This window comes from Epibacterium sp. Ofav1-8 (assembly GCF_022348185.1).
Lineage (GTDB): Bacteria > Pseudomonadota > Alphaproteobacteria > Rhodobacterales > Rhodobacteraceae > Epibacterium.
The window spans coordinates 17,714-38,728 of the sequence record NZ_JAKRFD010000004.1 but is presented as its reverse complement, the minus strand read 5'-3'; the positions used below and the strand labels follow the sequence as shown (position 1 = coordinate 38,728).

At 60.7% G+C, this 21,015-nt stretch carries 20 protein-coding genes; 8 read left to right on the top strand and 12 right to left on the bottom strand.

What is annotated here, in order from left to right:
- Positions 1 to 2: 2 nt before the first annotated feature.
- From MHM97_RS07635 to MHM97_RS07625, 3 genes are all read right to left on the bottom strand, one after another.
- The gene (locus tag MHM97_RS07635; RefSeq protein ID WP_239321503.1) at positions 3 to 1,226 is read right to left on the bottom strand and encodes a multidrug effflux MFS transporter; all 1,224 of its coding nucleotides are present in this window, start codon (positions 1,224 to 1,226) and stop codon (positions 3 to 5) included.
- Between the two features lie 191 nt (positions 1,227 to 1,417).
- On the bottom strand, positions 1,418 to 2,119 hold the full coding sequence (locus MHM97_RS07630) for a DsbA family oxidoreductase (protein ID WP_239321501.1): 702 nt from the start codon (positions 2,117 to 2,119) through the stop codon (positions 1,418 to 1,420).
- A gap of 3 nt (positions 2,120 to 2,122) precedes the next feature.
- Positions 2,123 to 3,631, bottom strand: a complete 1,509-nt coding sequence (locus tag MHM97_RS07625; protein ID WP_239321499.1) for a class I adenylate-forming enzyme family protein — start codon at positions 3,629 to 3,631, stop codon at positions 2,123 to 2,125.
- Positions 3,632 to 3,707: 76 nt separating this feature from the next.
- Here MHM97_RS07625 and MHM97_RS07620 point away from each other — a divergent pair, with 76 nt between their 5' ends.
- Positions 3,708 to 4,331: a helix-turn-helix domain-containing protein gene (locus MHM97_RS07620; RefSeq protein ID WP_239321497.1), complete on the top strand. Its 624-nt coding sequence runs from the start codon at positions 3,708 to 3,710 to the stop codon at positions 4,329 to 4,331.
- A gap of 69 nt (positions 4,332 to 4,400) precedes the next feature.
- On the opposite strand, the gene MHM97_RS07615 is transcribed toward MHM97_RS07620, so the two are convergent.
- Positions 4,401 to 4,619, bottom strand: a complete 219-nt coding sequence (locus MHM97_RS07615; protein WP_239321495.1) for a hypothetical protein — start codon at positions 4,617 to 4,619, stop codon at positions 4,401 to 4,403.
- A gap of 259 nt (positions 4,620 to 4,878) precedes the next feature.
- On the bottom strand, positions 4,879 to 6,705 hold the full coding sequence (locus tag MHM97_RS07610; RefSeq protein ID WP_239321493.1) for an extracellular solute-binding protein: 1,827 nt from the start codon (positions 6,703 to 6,705) through the stop codon (positions 4,879 to 4,881).
- Positions 6,706 to 7,074: 369 nt separating this feature from the next.
- On the opposite strand from MHM97_RS07610, the gene MHM97_RS07605 reads away from it, so the two are divergent.
- The gene (locus MHM97_RS07605) at positions 7,075 to 7,848 is read left to right on the top strand and encodes a 3-hydroxybutyrate dehydrogenase (RefSeq protein ID WP_239321491.1); all 774 of its coding nucleotides are present in this window, start codon (positions 7,075 to 7,077) and stop codon (positions 7,846 to 7,848) included.
- A gap of 70 nt (positions 7,849 to 7,918) precedes the next feature.
- Positions 7,919 to 8,947 (top strand): patatin-like phospholipase family protein, encoded by a 1,029-nt coding sequence (locus tag MHM97_RS07600; RefSeq protein WP_239321489.1) that lies wholly within the window; start codon positions 7,919 to 7,921, stop codon positions 8,945 to 8,947.
- 8 nt (positions 8,948 to 8,955) lie between these two features.
- Here MHM97_RS07600 and MHM97_RS07595 read toward each other — a convergent pair whose 3' ends face one another.
- From MHM97_RS07595 to MHM97_RS07580, 4 genes are all read right to left on the bottom strand, one after another.
- Positions 8,956 to 9,654: a DUF502 domain-containing protein gene (locus MHM97_RS07595; RefSeq protein ID WP_239321487.1), complete on the bottom strand. Its 699-nt coding sequence runs from the start codon at positions 9,652 to 9,654 to the stop codon at positions 8,956 to 8,958.
- An 86-nt stretch (positions 9,655 to 9,740) separates the two neighbouring features.
- Positions 9,741 to 10,649, bottom strand: coding sequence for a pseudouridine-5'-phosphate glycosidase (locus MHM97_RS07590; RefSeq protein WP_239321485.1), 909 nt, complete (start codon positions 10,647 to 10,649; stop codon positions 9,741 to 9,743).
- Positions 10,646 to 11,554 carry a PfkB family carbohydrate kinase gene (locus MHM97_RS07585; RefSeq protein WP_239321483.1) on the bottom strand — a complete coding sequence of 303 codons (909 nt, stop codon included), beginning with the start codon at positions 11,552 to 11,554 and terminating at the stop codon, positions 10,646 to 10,648. Before MHM97_RS07585 ends, MHM97_RS07590 begins: the two co-directional genes overlap by 4 nt.
- A 168-nt stretch (positions 11,555 to 11,722) precedes the next feature.
- Positions 11,723 to 12,358 carry a thiamine phosphate synthase gene (locus MHM97_RS07580; RefSeq protein ID WP_239321481.1) on the bottom strand — a complete coding sequence of 212 codons (636 nt, stop codon included), beginning with the start codon at positions 12,356 to 12,358 and terminating at the stop codon, positions 11,723 to 11,725.
- Between the two features lie 156 nt (positions 12,359 to 12,514).
- Here MHM97_RS07580 and MHM97_RS07575 point away from each other — a divergent pair, with 156 nt between their 5' ends.
- The 3 genes from MHM97_RS07575 to MHM97_RS07565 all read left to right on the top strand — a co-directional run bounded on the left by MHM97_RS07575 (position 12,515) and on the right by MHM97_RS07565 (position 15,947).
- Entirely contained in the window at positions 12,515 to 13,264 is a 750-nt protein-coding gene (locus MHM97_RS07575; RefSeq protein WP_239321479.1) for an RNA methyltransferase, read from the top strand.
- A 63-nt stretch (positions 13,265 to 13,327) separates the two neighbouring features.
- The gene (ctaA, locus tag MHM97_RS07570) at positions 13,328 to 14,473 is read left to right on the top strand and encodes a heme A synthase (RefSeq protein ID WP_239321477.1); all 1,146 of its coding nucleotides are present in this window, start codon (positions 13,328 to 13,330) and stop codon (positions 14,471 to 14,473) included.
- A gap of 4 nt (positions 14,474 to 14,477) precedes the next feature.
- A complete protein-coding gene (locus MHM97_RS07565) occupies positions 14,478 to 15,947 on the top strand; it encodes a carboxypeptidase M32 (protein WP_239321476.1) in 1,470 nt (489 codons plus the stop codon).
- A 60-nt stretch (positions 15,948 to 16,007) separates the two neighbouring features.
- Here MHM97_RS07565 and MHM97_RS07560 read toward each other — a convergent pair whose 3' ends face one another.
- Complete coding sequence (locus tag MHM97_RS07560; RefSeq protein WP_005615674.1) at positions 16,008 to 16,358, bottom strand: DUF6614 family protein; 351 nt, start codon at positions 16,356 to 16,358, stop codon at positions 16,008 to 16,010.
- A 130-nt stretch (positions 16,359 to 16,488) separates the two neighbouring features.
- Positions 16,489 to 19,275: a DNA gyrase subunit A gene (gyrA, locus tag MHM97_RS07555; RefSeq protein ID WP_239321474.1), complete on the bottom strand. Its 2,787-nt coding sequence runs from the start codon at positions 19,273 to 19,275 to the stop codon at positions 16,489 to 16,491.
- Between the two features lie 143 nt (positions 19,276 to 19,418).
- Between gyrA and MHM97_RS07550 the strand changes: the two genes are divergently transcribed.
- Both MHM97_RS07550 and pgl read left to right on the top strand, forming a co-directional pair.
- Positions 19,419 to 19,688, top strand: a complete 270-nt coding sequence (locus MHM97_RS07550; RefSeq protein WP_239321472.1) for an usg protein — start codon at positions 19,419 to 19,421, stop codon at positions 19,686 to 19,688.
- Positions 19,689 to 19,808: 120 nt separating this feature from the next.
- Entirely contained in the window at positions 19,809 to 20,480 is a 672-nt protein-coding gene (pgl, locus tag MHM97_RS07545) for a 6-phosphogluconolactonase (RefSeq protein ID WP_239321470.1), read from the top strand.
- 27 nt (positions 20,481 to 20,507) lie between these two features.
- Here the strand turns inward: pgl and MHM97_RS07540 are convergent, their stop codons facing one another.
- Positions 20,508 to 20,987, bottom strand: coding sequence for an acyl-CoA thioesterase (locus MHM97_RS07540; RefSeq protein ID WP_239321468.1), 480 nt, complete (start codon positions 20,985 to 20,987; stop codon positions 20,508 to 20,510).
- Positions 20,988 to 21,015: the final 28 nt, after the last annotated feature.

The following is a 21,015-nucleotide window of genomic DNA, read 5'->3' as shown; positions in this document are numbered from 1 at the left end:
TGTCAGGCCGGTGCGGTCATCGCTTCGACGCGACCCATCCACAGCATGGTCAGGAAGGCAAGAAACGCAGTCCCAAGCACGCCCATCACCAGTGGGACGATGGTGCCGTCAAACAACAAGCCGATCGGGGCGGCGATGATGGCGGCCACCACCGTGGAGATCGCCCCCATGACCGAGGCGGCAAGACCGGCGATATGGCCCATCGGCTCCATCGCGATCGCGTTCAGATTGCCGAGCGTCAATCCGACCATGAAGAACACGCTGGTTTGCCAGGCCACAAACATGTAGAAATTCATCGGTTCGGCGATGGTGAAGCCGGTGGCCAGGAACATCACGCTGCTGGCGCAGATCTGTGCCCCCAGGGCCCATGTCACCATGCGACGCATCCCCACACGTCCCACCAGAGAGGCGTTGAGGAAACTGGCGCTGCCCGCCATCAGGGCGACGATCATGAACCAGATCGGAAAGCTCTCGGCGCGCTCAAACACGATTTCATATACCGGCTGCACCATGACGATCATGGTGAACAGCATCGACATGCAGAAGGTCTGGGCCAGGATCGACAGCCTCACGGTGGGATGGTTGACCATTTCCCGCAGCGCGCTGAGCAATTGCGGCAGGCGGAAGGGGCGACGGTCTTCCTTGCGCAGCGGTTCCTGAAGACGGAACCCCATCCAGAGCACGATAATGACGGAAAACAGCGCAAAGGCCGCAAAAATCCCGCGCCAGTCTGTCAGCGCGATAATGCCGCTGCCCAGAAGTGGTGCAAATGCGGGCACCAGCGTGAAGATCATCATTGCAAGCGACATGATCCGCGCCATGTCCCGCCCCACATAGAGGTCGCGCACGATGGCGATGGCCACCACACGCGGCGCTGCGGCCCCGAGGCCCATCAGCACCCGCGAGATCAGGATGGTTTCGAGGGATTGGCTGAAATACGCGGCCAGCGCGCCCATGCAATAGAGCGCCGACCCCACGTAAATGACCGGCTTGCGGCCAAAGGCATCGGACAGCGGGCCGGTAAAGAAAGTGCCAAGCCCCATGCCCATGACAAAGGAGGTCACGATCAACTGGGCGCGGTTGGTGTCATCCGGGCTCAGAGTTGCGCCAATATCCGGAAGCGCTGGCAGCATGGCATCGATCGAAAAGGCGATGGTTGCAAACATCATTGCGATCAGGGCGATGAATTCGCCCTGCGACAAGGTGGATTTAGGGTGTTCTGTCATCTGTAAACCTCTGCCGGCGACATGAACGGGGGCGGACATCGCCCCGGGTTCGGAGGCCGGTGCCCCGGCGCTAACATGGATTGTGCATGCCGAAAAGCGCTTCAATTGTTAAATGTACGCACAGACATATGTGCATTGCGCGTAATCCGCGCAACCACCCTGATCCGTTGGGTTTTAAAAAGTATTTGGCATCAATGTTGTGTAGGGGTTTCCTCATCTTCAGCAGACGACGCGCTGGCAAGCTGCGATTTGATGTCGGCGATCACCTGGGCCCAAAGCTCCGGTTGCTGCGCACCGGGCACCACATGCTGGTTTGCAATAATGAAGGTCGGGACGGAGTTCACGCCCATCTCGCGCGAATGCGCGTCCCGGTCGCGAATGGCCTGGATGTCATTGTCACTGGCCAGGAGTTTTTCGATCACCGCGCGCTCCAGCCCGGCGTCGGCGGCCACATCGGCCAGAACCGCCGCATCGCCGATGTCTTTGCCGGCCACGAAATAGGCGTCAAACAGCGCGTCGACCACCTCGGACTGTTTGGCCTCCAGACCGGCCCAATGGATCAGACGGTGGGCGTCGATGGTGTTCGGGGTGCGCTGCATGGCTTCGAAGTTGATCTTCACGCCAGCGGCCTCGGCATGTTTTGCGATCTCGGCATAGACGTTGACGGCATTGTCCTTACCGCCGAATTTGGCTTCCAGATAGGCGCGACGATCCATGCCGTCGGCCGGCATCTCCGGGTTCAGCTGAAAGGGATGCCACTCCACCACGAAGGGGTGATCCGGTTCGGCGGCGAGCGCCCGGTCCAACAGGGTCTTGCCGATATAGCACCAGGGGCAGATCGGATCCGACAGGATGTCGAGTTTCACATGGGGCGGCAGGTTTGGCTCGGTCATTTTCTAATCCTTGAACAGATCGGGCAGGGCCCGGCGCAGGAGTTTGCCATTGGGGTTGCTCGGCAACTCGGTCAGGCGTTTATAGGCTTTGGGGCGCTTGTACGCTGCCAGCTGCGTGCTTGCAAAAGCCTGAAGCTCGGCATCGGTCACGTCTTCGCGACCGGAATAAAACCCCGCAATGATGCGCACCCCTGGTTTCACTTCCACTTCGGCAGCTGCGAATTGTGTTATCCTGTCGTGGGTTGCAAAGACTTTCTCAATCTCCAGAGGAGACACGCGATAGCCACCCGCATTCAGCATGTCATCATCGCGGCCGCAGTATTCGATTTCACCGGTCTCGTGCATGATGCCTCTGTCCCCGGTCAGGAACCACTCGCCGCGAAACCGTGCTTGCGTTGCCTCGGGCGCATGGAGGTAGCGCAGCATCAGCCCCGGATCGTCGCGATGGATGGCAATGATCCCTTCGGTTCCGATCGGGACGGGGCCCTCGTCCGACAGGATGGCCACCCGGCGTCCGGTCTGCGGCGTGCCCAGCATGGCACCATCCGAGGGGCGATGCGGAGCCGAGGACACGAAGGTGGAGCATTCCGACATGCCGAAGGCTTCGTAGATCGGGGTGCCGGTGCCTTGCTGCCAGTGTTCGCGCAGATCGGCGGGCAGTTTCTCCCCGGCGGCCAGCCCATGTCGCAGATGGGTCAGTTCGGGCAGAGGCTCCTGCTTCAATATCTTTCTGTATACGCCCGGTACAGCAGCAAAAACACTTGCCTGAGATCTGTCAAGGAGCGCAGGCAGAGCGGTCAGATCCACATCTGGTGCGGGAATGATTGCGGTGGCCCCAAGCGACAGCGGATCCATGATCCCGGTGCCAAGCGTAAAGGTCCAGTTGAACGCGCCTGCATGCAGCAGACGATCAGAGGCGGACAGTGCGGCCCAGTCCCGGATCATCATCTGCCGCGCCCACACCGCGCGGTGGGCATGCGCCACGGCCCGGGGCGTGCCGCCGGTGCCCGATGTATAGACCACATAGGCAAGGCGGTCCGGCGCGCCGAGGTCATATGGCGCGGCGGCCAGGCTCTGCATCCGTCGGATTTCTGCCAGCGGGATTTCTCTGGCGTGCGGAGCGCTGACCACATCCGGGGCACGCACCACGGCAGCGGGTGACAGATCGGCGATGATCTGCGCGACTTCGGGCGCGGTCAGCTGCGCCGAGGTGGGCACCGGGATCAGGCCGACAGAGATCGCGGCGAGGAACACTTGCGGGAATTCCACCGTGTTTCCCAACCGCATCAGCAGTAGGTCACCGGGTTTGAGCCCGGCCTCGATCAGGCCGGTGGCGATGCCGCGCACTGCGGTTTCAAAACGGGCATAGGTCCAGACCTCGTCGCCGTTTGCGCCTGCAATCACGACGGCCGGATGCGCTGCACGGTCACCGGCATGTTGCAGGACATGCGCTGCCAGGTTGAAAGGGGCCGGACAAGGCGGGTGCTGACCCTGATCGAAGATAGAAAGCATGAATCTGACTACCCCGGGGCGCGCATCGGAGCAAGTCGGCGTTGCAAGGCCGCGAAGGCGCCACTATAGGACTTTCATGGTAGACCGCGACCCGAAGACACTGATTTCCATCGCCCATGCCAATGGCGAGGAACGTGAACCGGAACCCCTTGATCTGGGGGCTCGGGTCAGGGAGTTGCGCAAACAGCGTGACTGGACGTTGGAGCACGCCGCCAATCAGGCGGGGCTGGCGCGTTCGACGCTCTCCAAGATCGAAAACGGTCAGATGTCACCGACCTATGAGGCGTTGAAGAAGCTGGCGGTCGGCCTGCAGATCTCGGTGCCGCAGTTGTTCACGCCGCCCCAGCGCGATCAGGTCAACGGGCGCATGACAGTGACAAAATTCGGCGAGGGTTCAGCCCATGCCACTGCCACCTACGAGCACGAACTGTTGGCGGACGGGCTGACCCGCAAACATATGTTGCCTTACCGCGCACGGGTGCGGGCGCGCAGGCTCGATGAGTTCGACGGCTGGGTGCGCCATGACGGCGAAGAGTTTCTATACGTGCTGACCGGGGTCGTGACGCTTTATACCGAGTTTTACGAGCCGGTGGAAATGCGCCGTGGCGACAGCGCCTATTACGATGGGGCGATGGGGCACAACGTGGTGTCCGTCAGCCCCGAGGATGCGACGATCCTCTGGGTCACATCATTGGCCTGACGGACGCATGACGCTAACCCCGATCCGAGTGGCGTCTCACCGTCGGGTCGGAACCAGCCGCAGGCGGCTTCAGGCGGTCAGCTCTTCGCGCAGACTCTCCAGATATAAAAAATCCCGCATCTCTTCGCGGGCTTCGGTGAGGGATATTCCCTGGGCAGAGGCAACGGCCTGGATCAGCTCGTCGGTCTGGGTCATCGCACTGACAACACTATCGACAACGAGATCGGGAAATCGTTGCTGCAAGCGTGGCAGGCTGCGCGCAAGGTTCACTTCGTTCAATTCAATCATCGCAACCCTCACACCCTGGGACACAATCCGAATTCGTGATGCTGAATGTAGCAAGAAACAGTCGCTCTGTCAGCGTTTCTTGAAGGTTTTGCAATATTTGGCAAAGCTTCGCCTGAATGAAATTTGATTTTAGTTATACTGACCCTCTGGAAAATCAGTAGGGCACTGGCAGTTGGCGCAAGGGTGCGTTGCTAAGGTCAGGGGATTGCTGGCAAAAACGGCCCACTCATTGCGAGGCGGGCCGTCTAGGGGCTGGATCTCAATCCTGCGCGTGCCACCAGACCTCGGGCATGTAGTGGTGTCCGTCGCCGTAGATCGGGATGCGCATCGGGTATCTCATGGTGGCGTCATGGGCGATACGGCTCTTTGCGTATTGCCAGATCGGAATCACATAGCGCCCCGCGGTCAGGATGCGGTCCAAGGCGCGGGTGGCGGCAATGAACTCCTCAGCGGAGCTGGTGGTCAGCATGTGCTGGATCATCGCCTCTGCCGCCGGGCTGTCCATGCCCATGAGATTGCGGGAACCGGGCGCGTCTATGCCGTTGCTGCCCCAATAAAGTATCTGCTCATTGCCGGGGCTGAGAGACAGGGCGCGACGGAAGAATGTCAGGTCAAAGTCGTATTCGTTCTGACGCTCGACGTATTGCGCGCTGTCGACCAGATCGGTCGTGAGCGAAATGCCCAGCCGTTCCAGGGCGCTGGCGTAGATCTCGACGGCCTTTTGCATCTCCTCTTCACCGAGGTTGCCGTGTTGCAGCAGGACCTTGAGCTGCATCTGTTCGCCATCGGCGTTGGTCAATGCGCCGTCGGTGATCGTCCAGCCGGCCTCTTCCAGCAGCGTGCGCGCACGGCGCAGGTTGGCACGATTGCGTGCGCTGCCGTCACTGACGGGCAGGCTGTAACCATCGAGCGTGCCGGGCAGGAGATCGTCGGCAAAGGGGGTGAGGAGCTCTGCGACGCGCCCGGTTGCGGGGCCATCCTGCATCGACAGGTAGGAGTTTGAAAAATAGGACGTAATCCGTGGCAGGCGGCCTCCGGTCAGCGTGTCGTTGATGAATTCATAGTTGAAAGCCTCGATCAGGGCCTGCCGCACGCGCCAGTCTGACAGCGCCTCGCGTCGTGTATTCATCACCAGCCCGGTCATGCCGGAGGGTTTCTGATTGGGAATTTCAGTCTTGATAACCGCGCCATCTTGCACGCGTGCAAAGTCGTAATCCCGATCCCACTTTGCGGCATTGAATTCCCGCACAGCCGAAAGGGTTCCGGCCTTGAAGGCCTCAAACAGAACCGTCTGATCACCAAAAAACTCCAACCGCATTTCGTCAAAGTTGTTGGTGCCTCGGCGAAACGGCACGTCCTTGCCCCAATAGTCGGGGTTGCGTTCAAACGTGACGGAGCGGCCAAGTTCGAAACTGCTGACCCGGTAAGGGGCGGAGCCGATGGGAACCTCGCTGGGATCGGCATCGGCAAAGGAGGTCCCCTCCCATTGCGCCTTTTTCAGCACCGGCCGGAGCCCGGCGATCAACGCCAGTTCGCGATCCTCGACATTAAAGCTGATCCGCAGGCTGCGCGGCCCGGTTTGTTCGATTGTCTCGATCTTGTCCCAGAAGCTGCGATAGCGCAGGTTGCCTTCGGTGCCGAGGGTTTCATAGGACCAGATCACATCCTCGACGGTGACCGGGCTGCCATCGGAAAACCGGGCTTCCTCGCGCAGGGTGAATTCCACCCAGGATCGGTCTTCCGGGGTCTCAATCGATTCGGCCAGAACCCCATAGAGGGAAAAGGGCTCATCATAGGAGCGACCCATCAGGCTCTCGTAGCCCCAGAACCGCATTTGCCAGGGGGGATTGCCCTTGTTGGTGAACGGATTGAGCGAGTCAAAACTGCCGAGATTGCCAAACACGACGGTGCCGCCTTTGGGCGCATCCGGGTTTACATAGGGCAGTGCCGTAAAATCAGACGCGAGCGCCGGATCGCCATACATGGCAATGCCATGGGCTGATTCTGCACTGGCGAGACTCGTGGTCGCAAGAAGTGCGATTCCGCCTGCTGCCGCACGAAGAAGAGAGAAAAATAATGGTCTCATTTTGAGAACAATCCTGCGCTGCCCTTATTTTCATATGTGCAGACGCTATCTGGGCTTCCGGGGTAATTCAAACTTTTAGCTTGGACCGAAGCCGGAAATTGCTTATAACGGAGTCACTGCTCGATAGGTTTCTTGCCTGTATGAAACCTGCCTCAATAACTGAACGCCGGCTTCGTGCCGGCGTTTTTTTCTTTGCAGATCCCTTGATCCAGGCGCAGCCTTTGTGCCCCCAGAACCGGGGCGTTTGACTATGGTCGTTAAGCTGAGGCGCGCAGGGGCTGGACCTTTCCTCTCGATTGGGCGTTTATTTCGCGGGTGCAGCATGCAAAGCTGCCGCCAACGCTACTCAGGATATTCAGGGGATAGAACATGTCCGTGACAGGTAAAACCGTGATCGTGACCGGCTCCAATTCCGGCATCGGGCTGGGCGTCGCGCAAGAGCTCGCCCGGGCGGGGGCCAATGTGGTGCTGAACTCCTTTACGAATCGCGACGAAGATCACGCCATTGCCGCCGAAATCGCCAAGGAGTTTGGCGTCGAGGCCCGCTATATCAAGGCGGATATGTCAAAGGCGGAGGAGTGCCGCGCCCTGATCGATCAGGCCGGCGGCTGTGACATCCTGGTGAACAATGCCGGCATTCAGCATGTGGCGCCCATCGACGCGTTTCCGACCGAGAAATGGGACGCGATCATCGCGATCAACCTCACCTCCGCGTTTCACACCACCGCAGCCGCCCTGCCGCATATGCGGGCAGCGGGCTGGGGCAGGGTGGTCAATATTGCCTCCGCCCATGGTCTGACCGCATCGCCGTTCAAATCCGCCTATGTGGCAGCCAAACATGGCATCGTCGGCCTGACCAAGACCGTGGCGCTGGAAACCGCCGAAGAGCCGATCACCTGCAACGCGGTGTGCCCGGGATATGTCCTGACACCGCTGGTGGAGGCGCAAATCCCCGACACCATGGAGAAATACAACATGGGGCGCGAGGAGGTCATCAAGAAGGTGATGCTGGAACGCCAGCCCTCGCGCGAGTTCGCCACCGTCGAACAGCTGGGCGGTACGGTGAATTTCCTGTGTTCGGATGCGGCGAAACAGATCACCGGCACCACCATCAGCGTCGATGGCGGCTGGACCGCGCTGTAAAGGTGAAACCGGTGTCGACAGCGGCCGCCCTTCTGTTTGGCGGTCGTCCCTCTCGCAAACGGGAAGACCAATGGTGAAACGCATAAATCTCGCCTTGCAGGGCGGCGGCGCGCATGGGGCGTTTACCTGGGGCGTGCTGGATCGGTTGCTCGAGGATGAGGCGCTGGAGATCGCCTCTATCACCGGCACCTCCGCGGGGGCGCTGAATGGTGCTGCGCTCAAGGCGGGCATGGCGCGGGACGGGCGGGCCGGGGCCAAGGCCTCGCTTGACCGGCTCTGGGCCCGGATGGGGGCCGTGGGCGATATGCGCATGGCCAACTGGATTGCCGGGGTCGACGCCAGCCCGTTGCTGAACACGCTGAAGGTAATGGCGCCCTTCTCGCCGATTGAGGCGATGAGCCAGGCGGTATCGCCGTATTCCTACGGACCGTTTTACCGCAACCCGCTGCGCCCGGTTGTGGAGCAGTTCGATTTTGGAGAGGTTTGCGCCGATGCCGGACCGGATCTGTATATTTGCGCGACGTCCGTGCAAACCGGCAAGGTGCGGGTGTTTTCAGGAACAGAGGTCTCAACCGATGCAATCCTGGCATCGGCCTGTTTGCCCAATCTGTTTCAGGCGATCGAACTCCCAAACCCCAAGACCGGCCAGACCGAGGCCTATTGGGATGGCGGCTTTACGGGAAATCCCGCCCTGTTTCCGCTGTTTCGCGATGATCTTCCGGATGATGTCGTGGTCGTGAACATCAATCCGCTGGTGCGCGCGGAGGTTCCAAAGACCGCCCATGACATTCAGAACCGGGTGAACGAGATCAGCTTCAATTCCTCATTGCTGCGCGAATTGCGGGCAATCTCCTTTGTGCAGCGCCTGATCGAAGACGGCACGATGGAGCAGGGGCGCATGAAACGGGTGCTGGTGCATATGATCGCGGACGATGACCTGATGACGCGGCTCTCTGTGACCACAAAGCTGATACCGATCCCGCAGATCCTGCATATGCTCAAAACCGCCGGACGCGAGGCGGCGGAGGGGTTTCTTGACCAGCATATGAATGACCTCGGTCACAGGCAGACCGTGGATCTCGGCGCGATGTTTGGCTGAAGCCGCTGTTATTTGGCGGCCTTCTGCTCCAACGCCTCGGCCGGGTCCTTGCCGTTGGGATAGACAAGACCGGCTGAAATCACCAGTTTGGCGGCGTCCTCGACGCTCATGTCCAGCTCGATCACGTCTTCCTCGGGGAAATACAGCAGAAAACCGGATGTCGGGTTCGGCGTGGTGGGAACAAAGACGCTGATCAGTCGCCCGCTCGTTTCGGCATGTTTGAGGATCTCGCCCTTTGCTGTCGTCGAAATGAACCCGATCGCCCAGATGCCGCGACGCGGATACTGGATCAGGCAGGCCTTCTCAAAGCTGCGCTCGGTCTGGGCAAAGACGGTTTCCGAGATCTGCTTGATCCCGGAATAGATCGAACGCACCACCGGCATCCGATCCACCAGGCTTTCGGCGTAGCCGATCAGGGAGCGGCCGATGATGCCCTTTGCAATCCAGCCCACCACGATGGTGAACAGCAAAAAGATGATCAGCCCCACGCCCCGCAGGTTGATCCCGATATATTGCTCCGGCTGAAAGGTGCTGGGCACCAGCGGCAGAACCACGCCATCGACCCAGCCTGTCACCGACCACAACAGCCAGATGGTCAGACCAACCGGCGCGATCACCACGATACCTGTCAGAAAGGAGGACCGCAGCCGGGCAAAGAGCCCGGGGCGGCGCGGCGGGGGAGGAGGATCGTCAAATGGCGTGTTCATATTCGATTGTCTGATTGGCTCGCATGCAAGTTAGGGACTGTCGTGGTCCGCGACAATGGATTCGCATGCCGCCGGTTGCGATTGTTTCACAGACTGGCCAGTTCTTTGGCAATTTCCGCCGCCAGCCGCGCGTTGTTGCGGACCAGGGCAATATTGGCCTCCAGCGAGCGCCCCTCTGTCAGTTCGAAAATCCGCTGCAACAGGAAGGGGGTCACATCCTTGCCGGTGACGCCCTGTGCATCTGCTTCGCTTTGCGCCTGTGCAATGATCGGGGCCAGTTCTTCTGCTGGGATTTGCTCGTCTGTCGGGATGGGATTGGCCACCAACTGGCCACCGGGCAGCTCCATGGCGCGGCGCAGGACGTGGGCGCGGGCAATCTCGGCGGCGCTGTCCATGCGCAGCGGCGCACTCAGGTCAGAGGTTGCCGACCAGAACGCAGGGAAGCTGTCTTGACCGTATGCAATGACCGGAACCCCTTGGGTTTCCAGCACTTCCAGTGTCTTGGGCACATCCAGGATCGCCTTGGCGCCGGCGGCGACAACCGTCACGGGGGTCTGTGCCAGCTCCAGCAGGTCCGCGGAGATGTCAAAGCTGGTCTCGGCCCCCTTGTGCACACCGCCGATACCGCCGGTTGCAAAGACGGAAATCCCGGCAAGCCGCGCGGCGATCATGGTGGCAGCCACGGTGGTGGCGCCGGTGCCCCCCGACGCCATGCAGGCGGCAAAATCGGCGCGCGAGATCTTCGCCACACCCTCGGCCTGACCGAGAGACTGCAACGTGTCGGCCTCAAGCCCCACATGCAGCGTGCCCTTGATGACCGCCATGGTGGCGGGAACGGCGCCAGCGGCGCGAATGTCGGCCTCGACCTGCGCCGCCACTTCGACGTTTTGCGGATAGGGCATGCCATGGGTGATGATGGTGCTTTCCAGCGCCACGATCGGTTTGCCCTCGGCGCGGGCGGCTTCGACTTCGGCGGAATAGGTGATGTCGATCACAGGGGTGGTTCTCCGGATACGTAGGTTGCAGCCGCGCGCAGGGCAGAGGCGAGGGCGCTGTCGCGATCCTCGCCCCGGGATTCGGCGGCGATATGGGCGGCCATGAACGTGTCGCCAGCGCCGGTTACCCGGGCGACGGTCACGCGTGGCGGAACTTGGGTGCGGGAGGCGCTGGCGTCGGCCTCGGTGGCGGATTGGCCGCCATCGGTGACCAGAACCCGGTCGGCCCCGCGGGACAGGAGCGCCTGCGCGGCGGTTTCACTGTCGGTGAATCTGTCCTGACACAAGAGGCCCGCTTCCTCCAGGTTCACATAGAGGGTGCCGCGCTTGTGTGTCAGAAACGGACGCAGACGCTCTGCCTTGCCCGGCGAGGCCGGCGCCACGCGCAGATCCGCGGCATTAAACGCCGGGTGGGTGGCAATATCATCAAGCAGCGCCAGTTTGAGATTGCCGTCGAGCGCTATGGGCCCGGAAAAGGGCGCATTTTCGGTTCCGAGCGGACCTCTGGTCAGCGGGCGCAGGATCTTGTCCCCCGCCGCTTCGAGCGAATGCGCATCGGCGATCGCCGCGATCAGCCCATTTGCGCCTTCGACCGCCATATAGCGATCCGTCGGCAGATCTTCAGAGCGGTAGAGATAGTCGGTGATCAGCCCGAGATGGCCACAGGCGGTGACCAGCTCGTCGCCCTCCGGGTCCTGTCCGACCGCGCTCAGCACGGCGGGTTTCATGCCAAACCGCGCCAGGGTCATTGCGATGTTCATCGCGACGCCACCGGGCAGGCGGGTGATACGGCCCGGCATATCAGAGCCACGCTGCATCTCCATGGTGCTGCGGCCAATGATGTCCCAGAGGACGGAGCCGACACAGAGAATGTCAGGTTCGGAAAAATCAGCGCTTTCAGTCATATGGATCTCATGCCGCCTTTCGCCGCCCCCCGCAAGCACAATCGCAGGTGCGCACGAACGACGTTATATCACATGAGGCCGACACGCTGCACAGCGACAGGGGCGCCGCAACCCTAACGGGGCAAACCAGACCGGGCGGCCGGGGCGACCACCGGGGCGCAGGCGCGTTCAGCCCATCGCGGACTGAAGCGTTTTCAGGGCGGTGACCGGATCCTCTTCGCGCCAGATTTCTTCGCCCACGGCAAAGAAATCGGTAAACGGAGAGATCTTGCGCACGATGTCCGTGTTCAGGCCACCTTCGGCGACCACGGGAACCTCGATCATTTCGGACCACCACTGAAACAGGTCAACCTCGGCGACGGCGCCATCGCCAAGGCCGGAGTGTCCGACCGGACCAAAACAGACGTAATCCGCGCCCGCTTCGCCCGCGGTCATGCCCTCATGTCGGGAAGCGCCGCAGAAACAGCCGACGATCGTATCGGTGCCCAGGGCCTTGCGCGCGCTGCGCACGGATTTCGACGAGTCCGACAGATGCACGCCATCGAGCCCCAGACGCTCGGCCAGGATCTGATGGTCCGAGATCACCAACGCGATGTCGCGTGCATGGGTGACTTCGCGCAGCGCATCCGCGGCGCGGCTCAGCGTGTCCTCATCCCGGCTCGCCAGATCCAGCCGCACGCAGGCGACCTCGATCTCGTCCAGCACCCGCGCCAGCTGCCCCGGGAATTGCCCCAGTTCAAAGCTCGGCGGCGTGACCAGATAGATCTGCGGCTGCTCCGGTGTCTGCTGCTCTGCGCTGTCCATTGTCAGGGCTCCTGTTGGCTTGATTGGCGGGTATTTACCCGAATTCACGCGCAACGCAAGGATCTGGGCACGGATCGCGCAGGTTTTCCGAGGGCCAAGGCTTGCCCCAACCCGGCGCAGACAGTAAGGCAGAGCCGATTTTTCCGGAGTTCGCAGATGCCCACAGACCGCCCTCAACCTCACTTTGTGCTTGTCCGCCCGCAGATGGGTGAAAACATCGGCGGGGCCGCGCGTGCCATGTGGAACTTCGGCCTCGACCGGATGCGGATTGTTGCGCCCCGGGACGGCTGGCCGAACCAGAAGGCGGTTGCCATGGCCTCCGGTGCCGGGCGGCTGCTGGACGAGGCGCAGCTGGCGCAGGATCTGCCCGAGGCCCTGGCAGACTGCACCTATGTCTTTGCCACCACGGCCCGGCCACGCGAATTGACCAAACCCGTCTTCAGCCCCGAAGGTGCGATGAAGAAAGCCGCAGAGCTGTTGGGGCAGGGCGAGAAGGTCGCCGTTCTCTTTGGTCCCGAGCGCGCAGGGCTGGAAAATGATGACATCGCCAAGGCCAACGCCATCATCACCGTGCCGGTCAACCCGGAGTTTGCCTCCTTGAACCTTGCGCAATGCGTGCTGCTTACGGCCTATGAGTGGCGTCGTCAGGAAGAGCAGGTCCCGGATGAGACCTTCGAGATCGGCAAATCCGACTGGGCCACGGGCCAGGAGGTCGAGGCGCTGGTGAAACATTACGAGGACCGCCTGACGGAGGCGGGTTACTTCTTCCCACCGGAAAAGGCGCCAGGCATGAAGACGGTTTTCCGCAACCTCTGGAGCCGAATGCGCCTCACGCGCGCGGATGTGCAGATGCTGCATGGCGTGATGCGACAGATGGTCCGTTGGAAGCAACACGGGCCGGACTAACTCTGTCTGGACCTTTTCCCCCTCAGACCCTAGCGTCCCGCCAGATGAAGATGTGAGGCCAAGATGAGCAATCGCACGATTTTTGAGGATGTGTCCTCCGACAGCAAACAGCAGCCCACACCGACGCCCGGTGGCATTGATCGCAAACGCCGCGGCGCGCGTGGTGCTATCCGCGTCTGGCTCGCGGTCCTGTTTGCGCTGGTGGTGGCGATGATCGCCGTTGGCGGGCTGACGCGGCTGACCGACTCCGGCCTGTCGATTACGGAGTGGCGGCCTGTGACCGGTGCCATCCCGCCGATGAGTGAGGCCGAGTGGCAGTCCGAGTTCGAGAAATACCAGCAGATCGACCAGTATCACTTGTTGAACTCCTGGATGGAGCTCTCTGATTTCAAAACGATTTACTGGTGGGAATGGGGGCATCGGCAGCTCGGCCGTGTGATTGGCCTGATCTGGGCGGTTGGTTTTCTGGGCTTTTTGGCCACCCGCAGCATTCCGACTGGCTGGACAGGGCGCTTGCTCCTGCCGGGGGTCCTCGGCGGTGTTCAGGGGGCCATTGGCTGGTGGATGGTGTCGTCCGGCGTCACGCTGGGTGAGGGCATGACTGCTGTGGCCTCTTATCGGTTGGCGACGCATCTTGGGCTCGCCTTTGTGATCCTAGGCTATCTGGCCTGGTTCATGTTCCTGCTGGGCCGTGAAGAGCGCGACCTGATGCAGGCCCGGCGCCTGAAGGAGGCCAAGATCTTTGGGATGAGCACGGGGTTGCTGCATTTTGCCTTCCTGCAAATCCTGATCGGGGCGCTGGTTGCCGGAATCGATGCGGGGCGATCCTATACCGACTGGCCCTTGATGGGCGGGCAGATCCTGCCGCCGCGTCCCTTCATGATCGAGCCGATCTGGAAAAACTTCTTTGAAAACCCGGGCTTGGTTCAGTTTATTCATCGGGTCACGGGATACGCCTTGTTTGTATTCGCCGTGGTCGTCTGGCTGCGCGGGCGTCGCAGTGCCCACGCGGCGACCCGTTTTGCCTTTAACGCCGTCTTTGCGGTCTTGAGCCTGCAGGTGGTCATCGGCGTTGTGACCGTTCTGACGGCGGCGCCGGTGGAGATCGCCATTGTCCACCAGGTGGTGGCGGTGTTGGTCTGGGTGCTGATCTTGCGTGCGCGTTTTCTGGCGGCCTACCCTGTAACGACTTCTATCAAAGGACATTGAATACATGAGTTCTTTCGACGAACTGATTGCTTTTGAACGTGAAACGCAGGCGCTTGGACAAATCGCGGGCCGTCTTGGCTGGGATCAGGAAACCATGATGCCACGCGGGGCCGCCCCCCAGCGCGGTGAGGAGATGGCGGCGATCGAGGCGGTGCTGCATGCGCGTCGGTCAGATCCGCGGGTTGCGGACTGGTTGGAGACCGCCAAGGCACCGGACGATATCGGCGCCGCGCAGCTGCGCGAGATCCGTCGTTCCTATGAACGTGCCGTCAAGGTGCCCGGTGAACTGGCAAGCAAGATCGCCCGCGTGACGTCCGAGGCGCAGGGCAAATGGGCGCAGGCGCGCGCGGATGAGGATGTTGCGGCATTCCTGCCTGTTCTGGAAGAGGTCGTGGCGCTTAAGCGGCAAGAAGGTCAGGCGCTGGCCGCCGGTGGCAACCTCTACGACGCGATGGTCGCAGATTACGAGCAGGGCACAACCTCCTCTGAAATCGCGGAAATCTTCGATGCCATGCGCCCCGGTCTGGTGGATCTGCGTGCGCGTGTGTTGGAGCAGCCCACCCCGGCCGGTCTGGCGGGCACCTTTGACGAGAACGCGCAGATGAAACTGGCGCGCAAGATCGCCAAGACCTTTGGCTACGATATGAGCCATGGTCGCGTTGACAAGGCGGTGCACCCGTTCAGCTCAGGCAGTGGTCTGGATGTGCGGATCACCACGCGGACCAATCCGCTCGATCCGTTCAACTGCATCTACTCCACCATTCACGAGGTCGGGCATGGGGCCTATGAACAGAACATCGACCGCGTGCATCTGCTGACGTCGCTGGGGCGTGGTGTGTCCATGGGCGTGCATGAAAGCCAGAGCCGGATCTATGAAAACCAGATCGGGCGCAGCCGTGCCTTCACCAGCTGGTTGTTCAAGGAGATGCAAGAAGCCTTTGGTGACATTGGTGTTTCTTCGGAGGATGCGTTCTACGCAGCGGTGAACCGGGTGCAGAATGGCTATATCCGTACAGAGGCTGATGAGCTTCAGTACAACCTGCACATCATGCTGCGTTTCGATCTGGAGCGTGCGCTGATGCTGGGAGATCTGGAGGTTCAGGATCTGGAAGCCGCGTGGAACGACCGTTTCCTCGCGGACTTTGGCTACGCGGTCGACAAGCCGTCGAATGGCTGTTTGCAGGACGTGCATTGGTCCGTTGGTCTGTTTGGGTATTTCCCGACCTATTCACTGGGCAATGTCTATGCAGGCTGCCTGCATGAGGCGCTGCGTCGTGATGTGGCTGATCTGGATGCGCAGCTTGCCGAAGGTGATACCTCTGCTGCGACCGGGTGGTTGCGCGATAACCTGCAACAGTTTGGCGGATTGCGCGAACCGCGTGACACCATCACCCATGCCGCGGGCTCCGCGCCGACGCATCAGCCGCTGATGACCTATCTTGAGGCCAAATTTTCTGAGATTTACAATCTGTAACAGGTGCTTGCAGGCCAAATATGAGAAAAGGCCCGGGCGTATGTCCCGGGCTTTTTCTGATCAGATGAGGGCCATTCGCTCGGCGCGTTCGGGATCGGGGAACGGTCGGTACAGTCCAAAATCGGACCGCGCAATCAGCGCGTTGACGTTGGCATAGAGGCGCGCAACCTCCTCGTCGTGTTCACCCAGAATTCGAAACGCCTGATCAAGCTGCGTCATATTCTCAAACTCGATCTCCAGCAGGAAATCCTTGCAGGTATCGTTTGCAAGGTTCAGCTTGCGTCGCAGCAGGCGCCAGCCGGTGATCGCGCCGCGACCTTTCAGGTATTCCATCCATTGCTCCACAGCGCTGGCAAAGGCCAAAGCTTTGGCTTCGTGTTGGAGGTCTATCTGACAATGGTAGAGATTCATGCGCCGCTTCTCCCGACTCAATACGCGGAAATCACGGTCAACTTTGCGCCCAAAACCTGTGCGAAGCGTAAACAAAAAACGCCGCGCCAAATCTGGAGCGGCGTTTTCGCGAGGTTTTAGCGGTAAGAGATTACTCTTCCACGGTTTCTTCCTCGTCACCGTTGTCCGCAATCCAGGCAACCGAGACAACCTCTTCACCCTTGCCAGTGTTGAAGATCCGCACGCCGCCCGCGGAGCGGGATCGGAACGAGATGCCATCGACCGGCACGCGGATCGACTGGCCCTTGGATGTTGCCAGCATGATCTGGTCATCCAGCTCCACCGGGAAGGAGGCCACCAAGGCGCCACCGCGCATTGCCTTGTCCATTGCGGTGACGCCCATACCGCCACGGCCGCGGACCGGATAATCGTGGCTGGACGAGAGCTTACCGGAGCCTTTTGCAGTGATCGTCAGGATCAGGTTTTCCGCCGCAGACATCTCTGCAAAGAGCTCGGTGGAGAAATTCGGATCTTCGACCGCATCCTCATCAGAGGCATCCTCATCGGTGAGACCGGCCATGGCGCGGCGCATCTTGAGGTAGGCCGTCCGCTGCTCGGGCGTGTATTTGGAGTGGCGGATCACCGACATGGAGACAACCTCGTCGCCATCGCCAAGCTTGATGCCGCGCACACCGACAGAGTTGCGGGAGTTGAACACCCGCACCTCGGTCGTCGGGAAGCGGATCGCGCGCCCGGTATTGGTCACCAGCATGATGTCGTCATCTTCGGAACAGATGCGCGCATTGATCAGCTTGGTGCCTTCGTTGTCGTCCTCGAACTTCATCGCGATCTTGCCGTTGCGCATGACATTCGTGAAGTCCGACAGGCGGTTACGACGCACAGTTCCAGCAGATGTGGCGAACATGATCTGCAGATCGTTCCACTCTTCCTCAGCGCGATCCACCGGCATGATGGCGGCGATGGAGACCCCCGTGGGGATCGGCAGGATATTGACGATCGCCTTGCCCTTGGAAGTCCGGCCACCCTGCGGCAGTCGCCAGGTCTTGAGCTTGTAGACCATCCCGTCGGTGGTGAAGAACAGAAGCTGCGTGTGGGTATTGGCGACGAAGAGCGTGGTGACCACGTCCTCTTCCTTGGTCTGCATCCCCGACAGCCCCTTGCCGCCGCGTTTCTGCGCTCGGAAATCGGCGAGCGGGGTGCGTTTGATATAACCGCCGGAGGTCACGGTCACCACCATGTCCTCGCGCTCGATCAGATCCTCGTCTTCCATGTCACCGGACCAGTCGACGATCTCGGTGCGACGGGGCACGGCAAAGCTGTCTCTGACCTCGGCCAGCTCATCGGCGATGATGCCCATGATGCGCTCGCGGGACGACAGAATTTCAAGGTATTCCTTGATCTTGGCGGCCAGTTCTTCAAGTTCGTCGGTGACCTCCTTGACCCCCAGTTGGGTGAGGCGCTGCAACCGCAGCTCAAGGATCGCGCGGGCCTGAACTTCGGATAGGTTATAGGTGCCGTCCTCGTTCATCGTGTGGGTCGGATCGTCGATCAGACGAATATAGCCAGCGATCTCCGATGCCGGCCAGCGGCGTGTCATCAGTTTCTGACGGGCCTCGGCGGCATCCGCAGAGGAACGGATGGTTGCGACCACCTCGTCGACGTTGGAAACGGCAACCGCCAGACCACAGAGGATGTGGCTGCGTTCACGCGCTTTGCGCAGGTTGTAGGCGGTGCGTCGCGCAACAACATCTTCGCGGAAGTCGATGAAAGATGTGAGGAATTTGCGCAGGGTCAGCTGTTCAGGACGGCCACCGTTCAGCGCCAGCATGTTGCAGCCAAAGGATGTCTGCATCGGCGTGAAACGATAGAGCTGGTTCAGAACCACCTCTGCTGTGGCATCGCGCTTCAGTTCGATGACCACGCGCACGCCGTTGCGGTCGGATTCGTCCTGAACGTGAGACACCCCTTCGATGCGTTTTTCGCGCACCTGTTCGGCGATCTTCTCGATCATGGACGCCTTGTTCACCTGATAGGGAATCTCATCGACAACAATGGCGTAGCGGTCTTTCCTGATCTCCTCGACGCGGGCCTTCGCGCGGATGATGACGCTGCCGCGGCCCTCAAGATAGGCCTTGCGCGCGCCGGACCGGCCCAGCATCACGCCCCCGGTCGGGAAATCCGGACCCGGCACATAGTCGATCAGCTGTTCTGAGGTCAGATCCGGATCTTCGATCAGCGCAAGGGTGGCATCGACCACTTCGCCCAGATTGTGCGGCGGGATATTGGTGGCCATGCCGACCGCAATACCGCCGGCGCCATTGACCAGCATATTCGGAAAACGTGCTGGCAGAACAGTGGGTTCCTTGTCCTTGCCGTCGTAGTTGTCCTGGAAATCAACCGTTTCTTTTTCAATGTCCGCGAGCATGAAGGCGGCGGGTTTGTCCATCCGCACCTCGGTATAGCGCATGGCCGCCGGGTTATCGCCGTCCATGGAGCCGAAGTTGCCCTGGCCATCCAGAAGCGGCAGCGACATCGAAAAGTCCTGCGCCATCCGCACAAGGGCGTCATAGATCGCGCTGTCGCCATGTGGGTGGTATTTACCCATCACGTCGCCGACAGGGCGGGCAGACTTGCGGTAGGCCTTGTCGTGACTGTTGCCGGTCTCATGCATCGCATAGAGGATCCGGCGGTGTACCGGCTTCAGCCCGTCCCGCAGGTCGGGAATGGCACGGCTGACGATGACCGACATCGCATAGTCGAGATACGAATTGCGCATCTCGGATTCGATGGAAACCGTCGGACCATCAAAGGATGGACGCATCGGCACGTTTTCATCAGGGTTTTCAGGAGTTTCCGGCGTATCGCTCACGTTGGCTGCCCGCTTCTCTTTGGGATCTATATGTTGTGGAGGCACCATATCAGACCGCGCATATACCGTGCAAGCAAGCAGCCTCGCAAACCTTGGCAGCACTCCCTGCTATCTGCTAACAAACTGATTTATTTGAAAATTTACTCTTGAGCGGTAGGCTGGATCTATCGATCAGTCAAAGGAGGACCGACATGGCCCCATCTGAAACCGAATTGATGCTCAAGGGCTATGGCCTGACCACAGCCGAATTTACCTATCACATGCCGGATTATGCGCATGTCCTGAACACCTTCGTGTGGCAGGACTACGATCTGGCGCCGGATCACCCGCGTCTGTTTTCCTTCATCGACTTCTGGAAGGAAGAAATCGAAGGGCCGCTTCATCATGTGCGGTTTTCTCATCGCAAGATGATGTCGAGCGGCGAATGGCGCAATGTCGTTGGCGAGTTCTACATCAATTGAGTGTCCTGCCCAGAGCGCCGTCGCAACGGGCGCTCTTGGCCTGCTTCGCATCCTGTGACACAGTTCTGCCAAGCGCAGAGACGTCCCCGAGGGGCTGTCTCAGGAATGAGGAGCAACTACATGAATTTCAAAGAATACCCGGACAGGGAAATGCTGTCGATCGCCGTCGCCAACCGGATTGCCGGCGATCTCAAGAACCATCTGTTGCGTCACGACCAGGCCGCGCTTGCCGTCGCCGGGGGCACGACGCCCGGTCCGATCTTTGATGATCTCTGCGCCGCGGAACTGGATTGGGAAAATGTCTGTGTGATGGCCACGGATGAGCGCTGGGTGCCCGCCGACAGCGAGCGATCCAACGCGCGCCTGATCCGCAATCGCCTGCTCACCAACCGGGCCGCTGTCGCGCAGTTTCTGCCCTTTTACGTCGAGGGCGAAGAACCTGACAACGCTGTAGTTTCCCTGTCCGAACAGGTGAAATCCCAGTGCAATCTGGCGGTGGTCCTGCTGGGCATGGGCGAGGACATGCACACCGCGTCCCTGTTTCCCGGTGTTGCGGGACTGTCAGAGGCGCTGTCGGCCGATGCCGGTGCCTTGGCGGTGATGCGTCCCGATAGCCAACCGGAGGCGCGGATCACTCTGACAGCGCCGATCCTCGACAGCGCCATGGCCAAGCATCTGGTGATTTTTGGGGACGCAAAGCGCGAAGCGCTGGATCGTGCCGTCAGCCTGCCGCCGGAAGAAGCGCCGATTCAGGCGGTTCTGTCGGAATGCCAGGTTCATTGGGCGCCGTAGCAGCGATCAGGACTGCGGCGACCGGGGTCATGTGTCCTCGGTCGCCCCGTCCAGATCAATGAACTGTTGCCGCAGGCTCTCGGGGATCGGACATCCGCTTGTGCCATCGGGCGTGCGGAACACCATGACGCCGACCATGCTGGCACGAAGATCGCCCGACCAGATCTGCTGCTCCATCGTGTAGGAGGTGCGCCGAAAGGACAACACGCGCGCGGTGGTCAGGTAGGTTTCCCCAAGCACCATTTCCTTTGCGTAATGGATATTTGCGTTGCGAACCACATGGCGTGGCTCTGCGCCAATCTCTGCAAAGTGGTGCCGGAAATGGGAATTGTAGTAGTGCACGCGCAGCGCTTCGAACCAATCCAGATAGGCTTTGTTGTTCACGTGCTGCAGGATGTCGATCTCGGAAAACCGCACCCGGTCCGCCATCGCCATGGGCACAGGGGCAGGCAGCCCGTGGGCCAGTTGTTCGTCGGGGCTGAGCGGGGTGAGAAAGCGTAAGTCCATGCCCAACGGCGTAGGGGCTGCGCCGGTG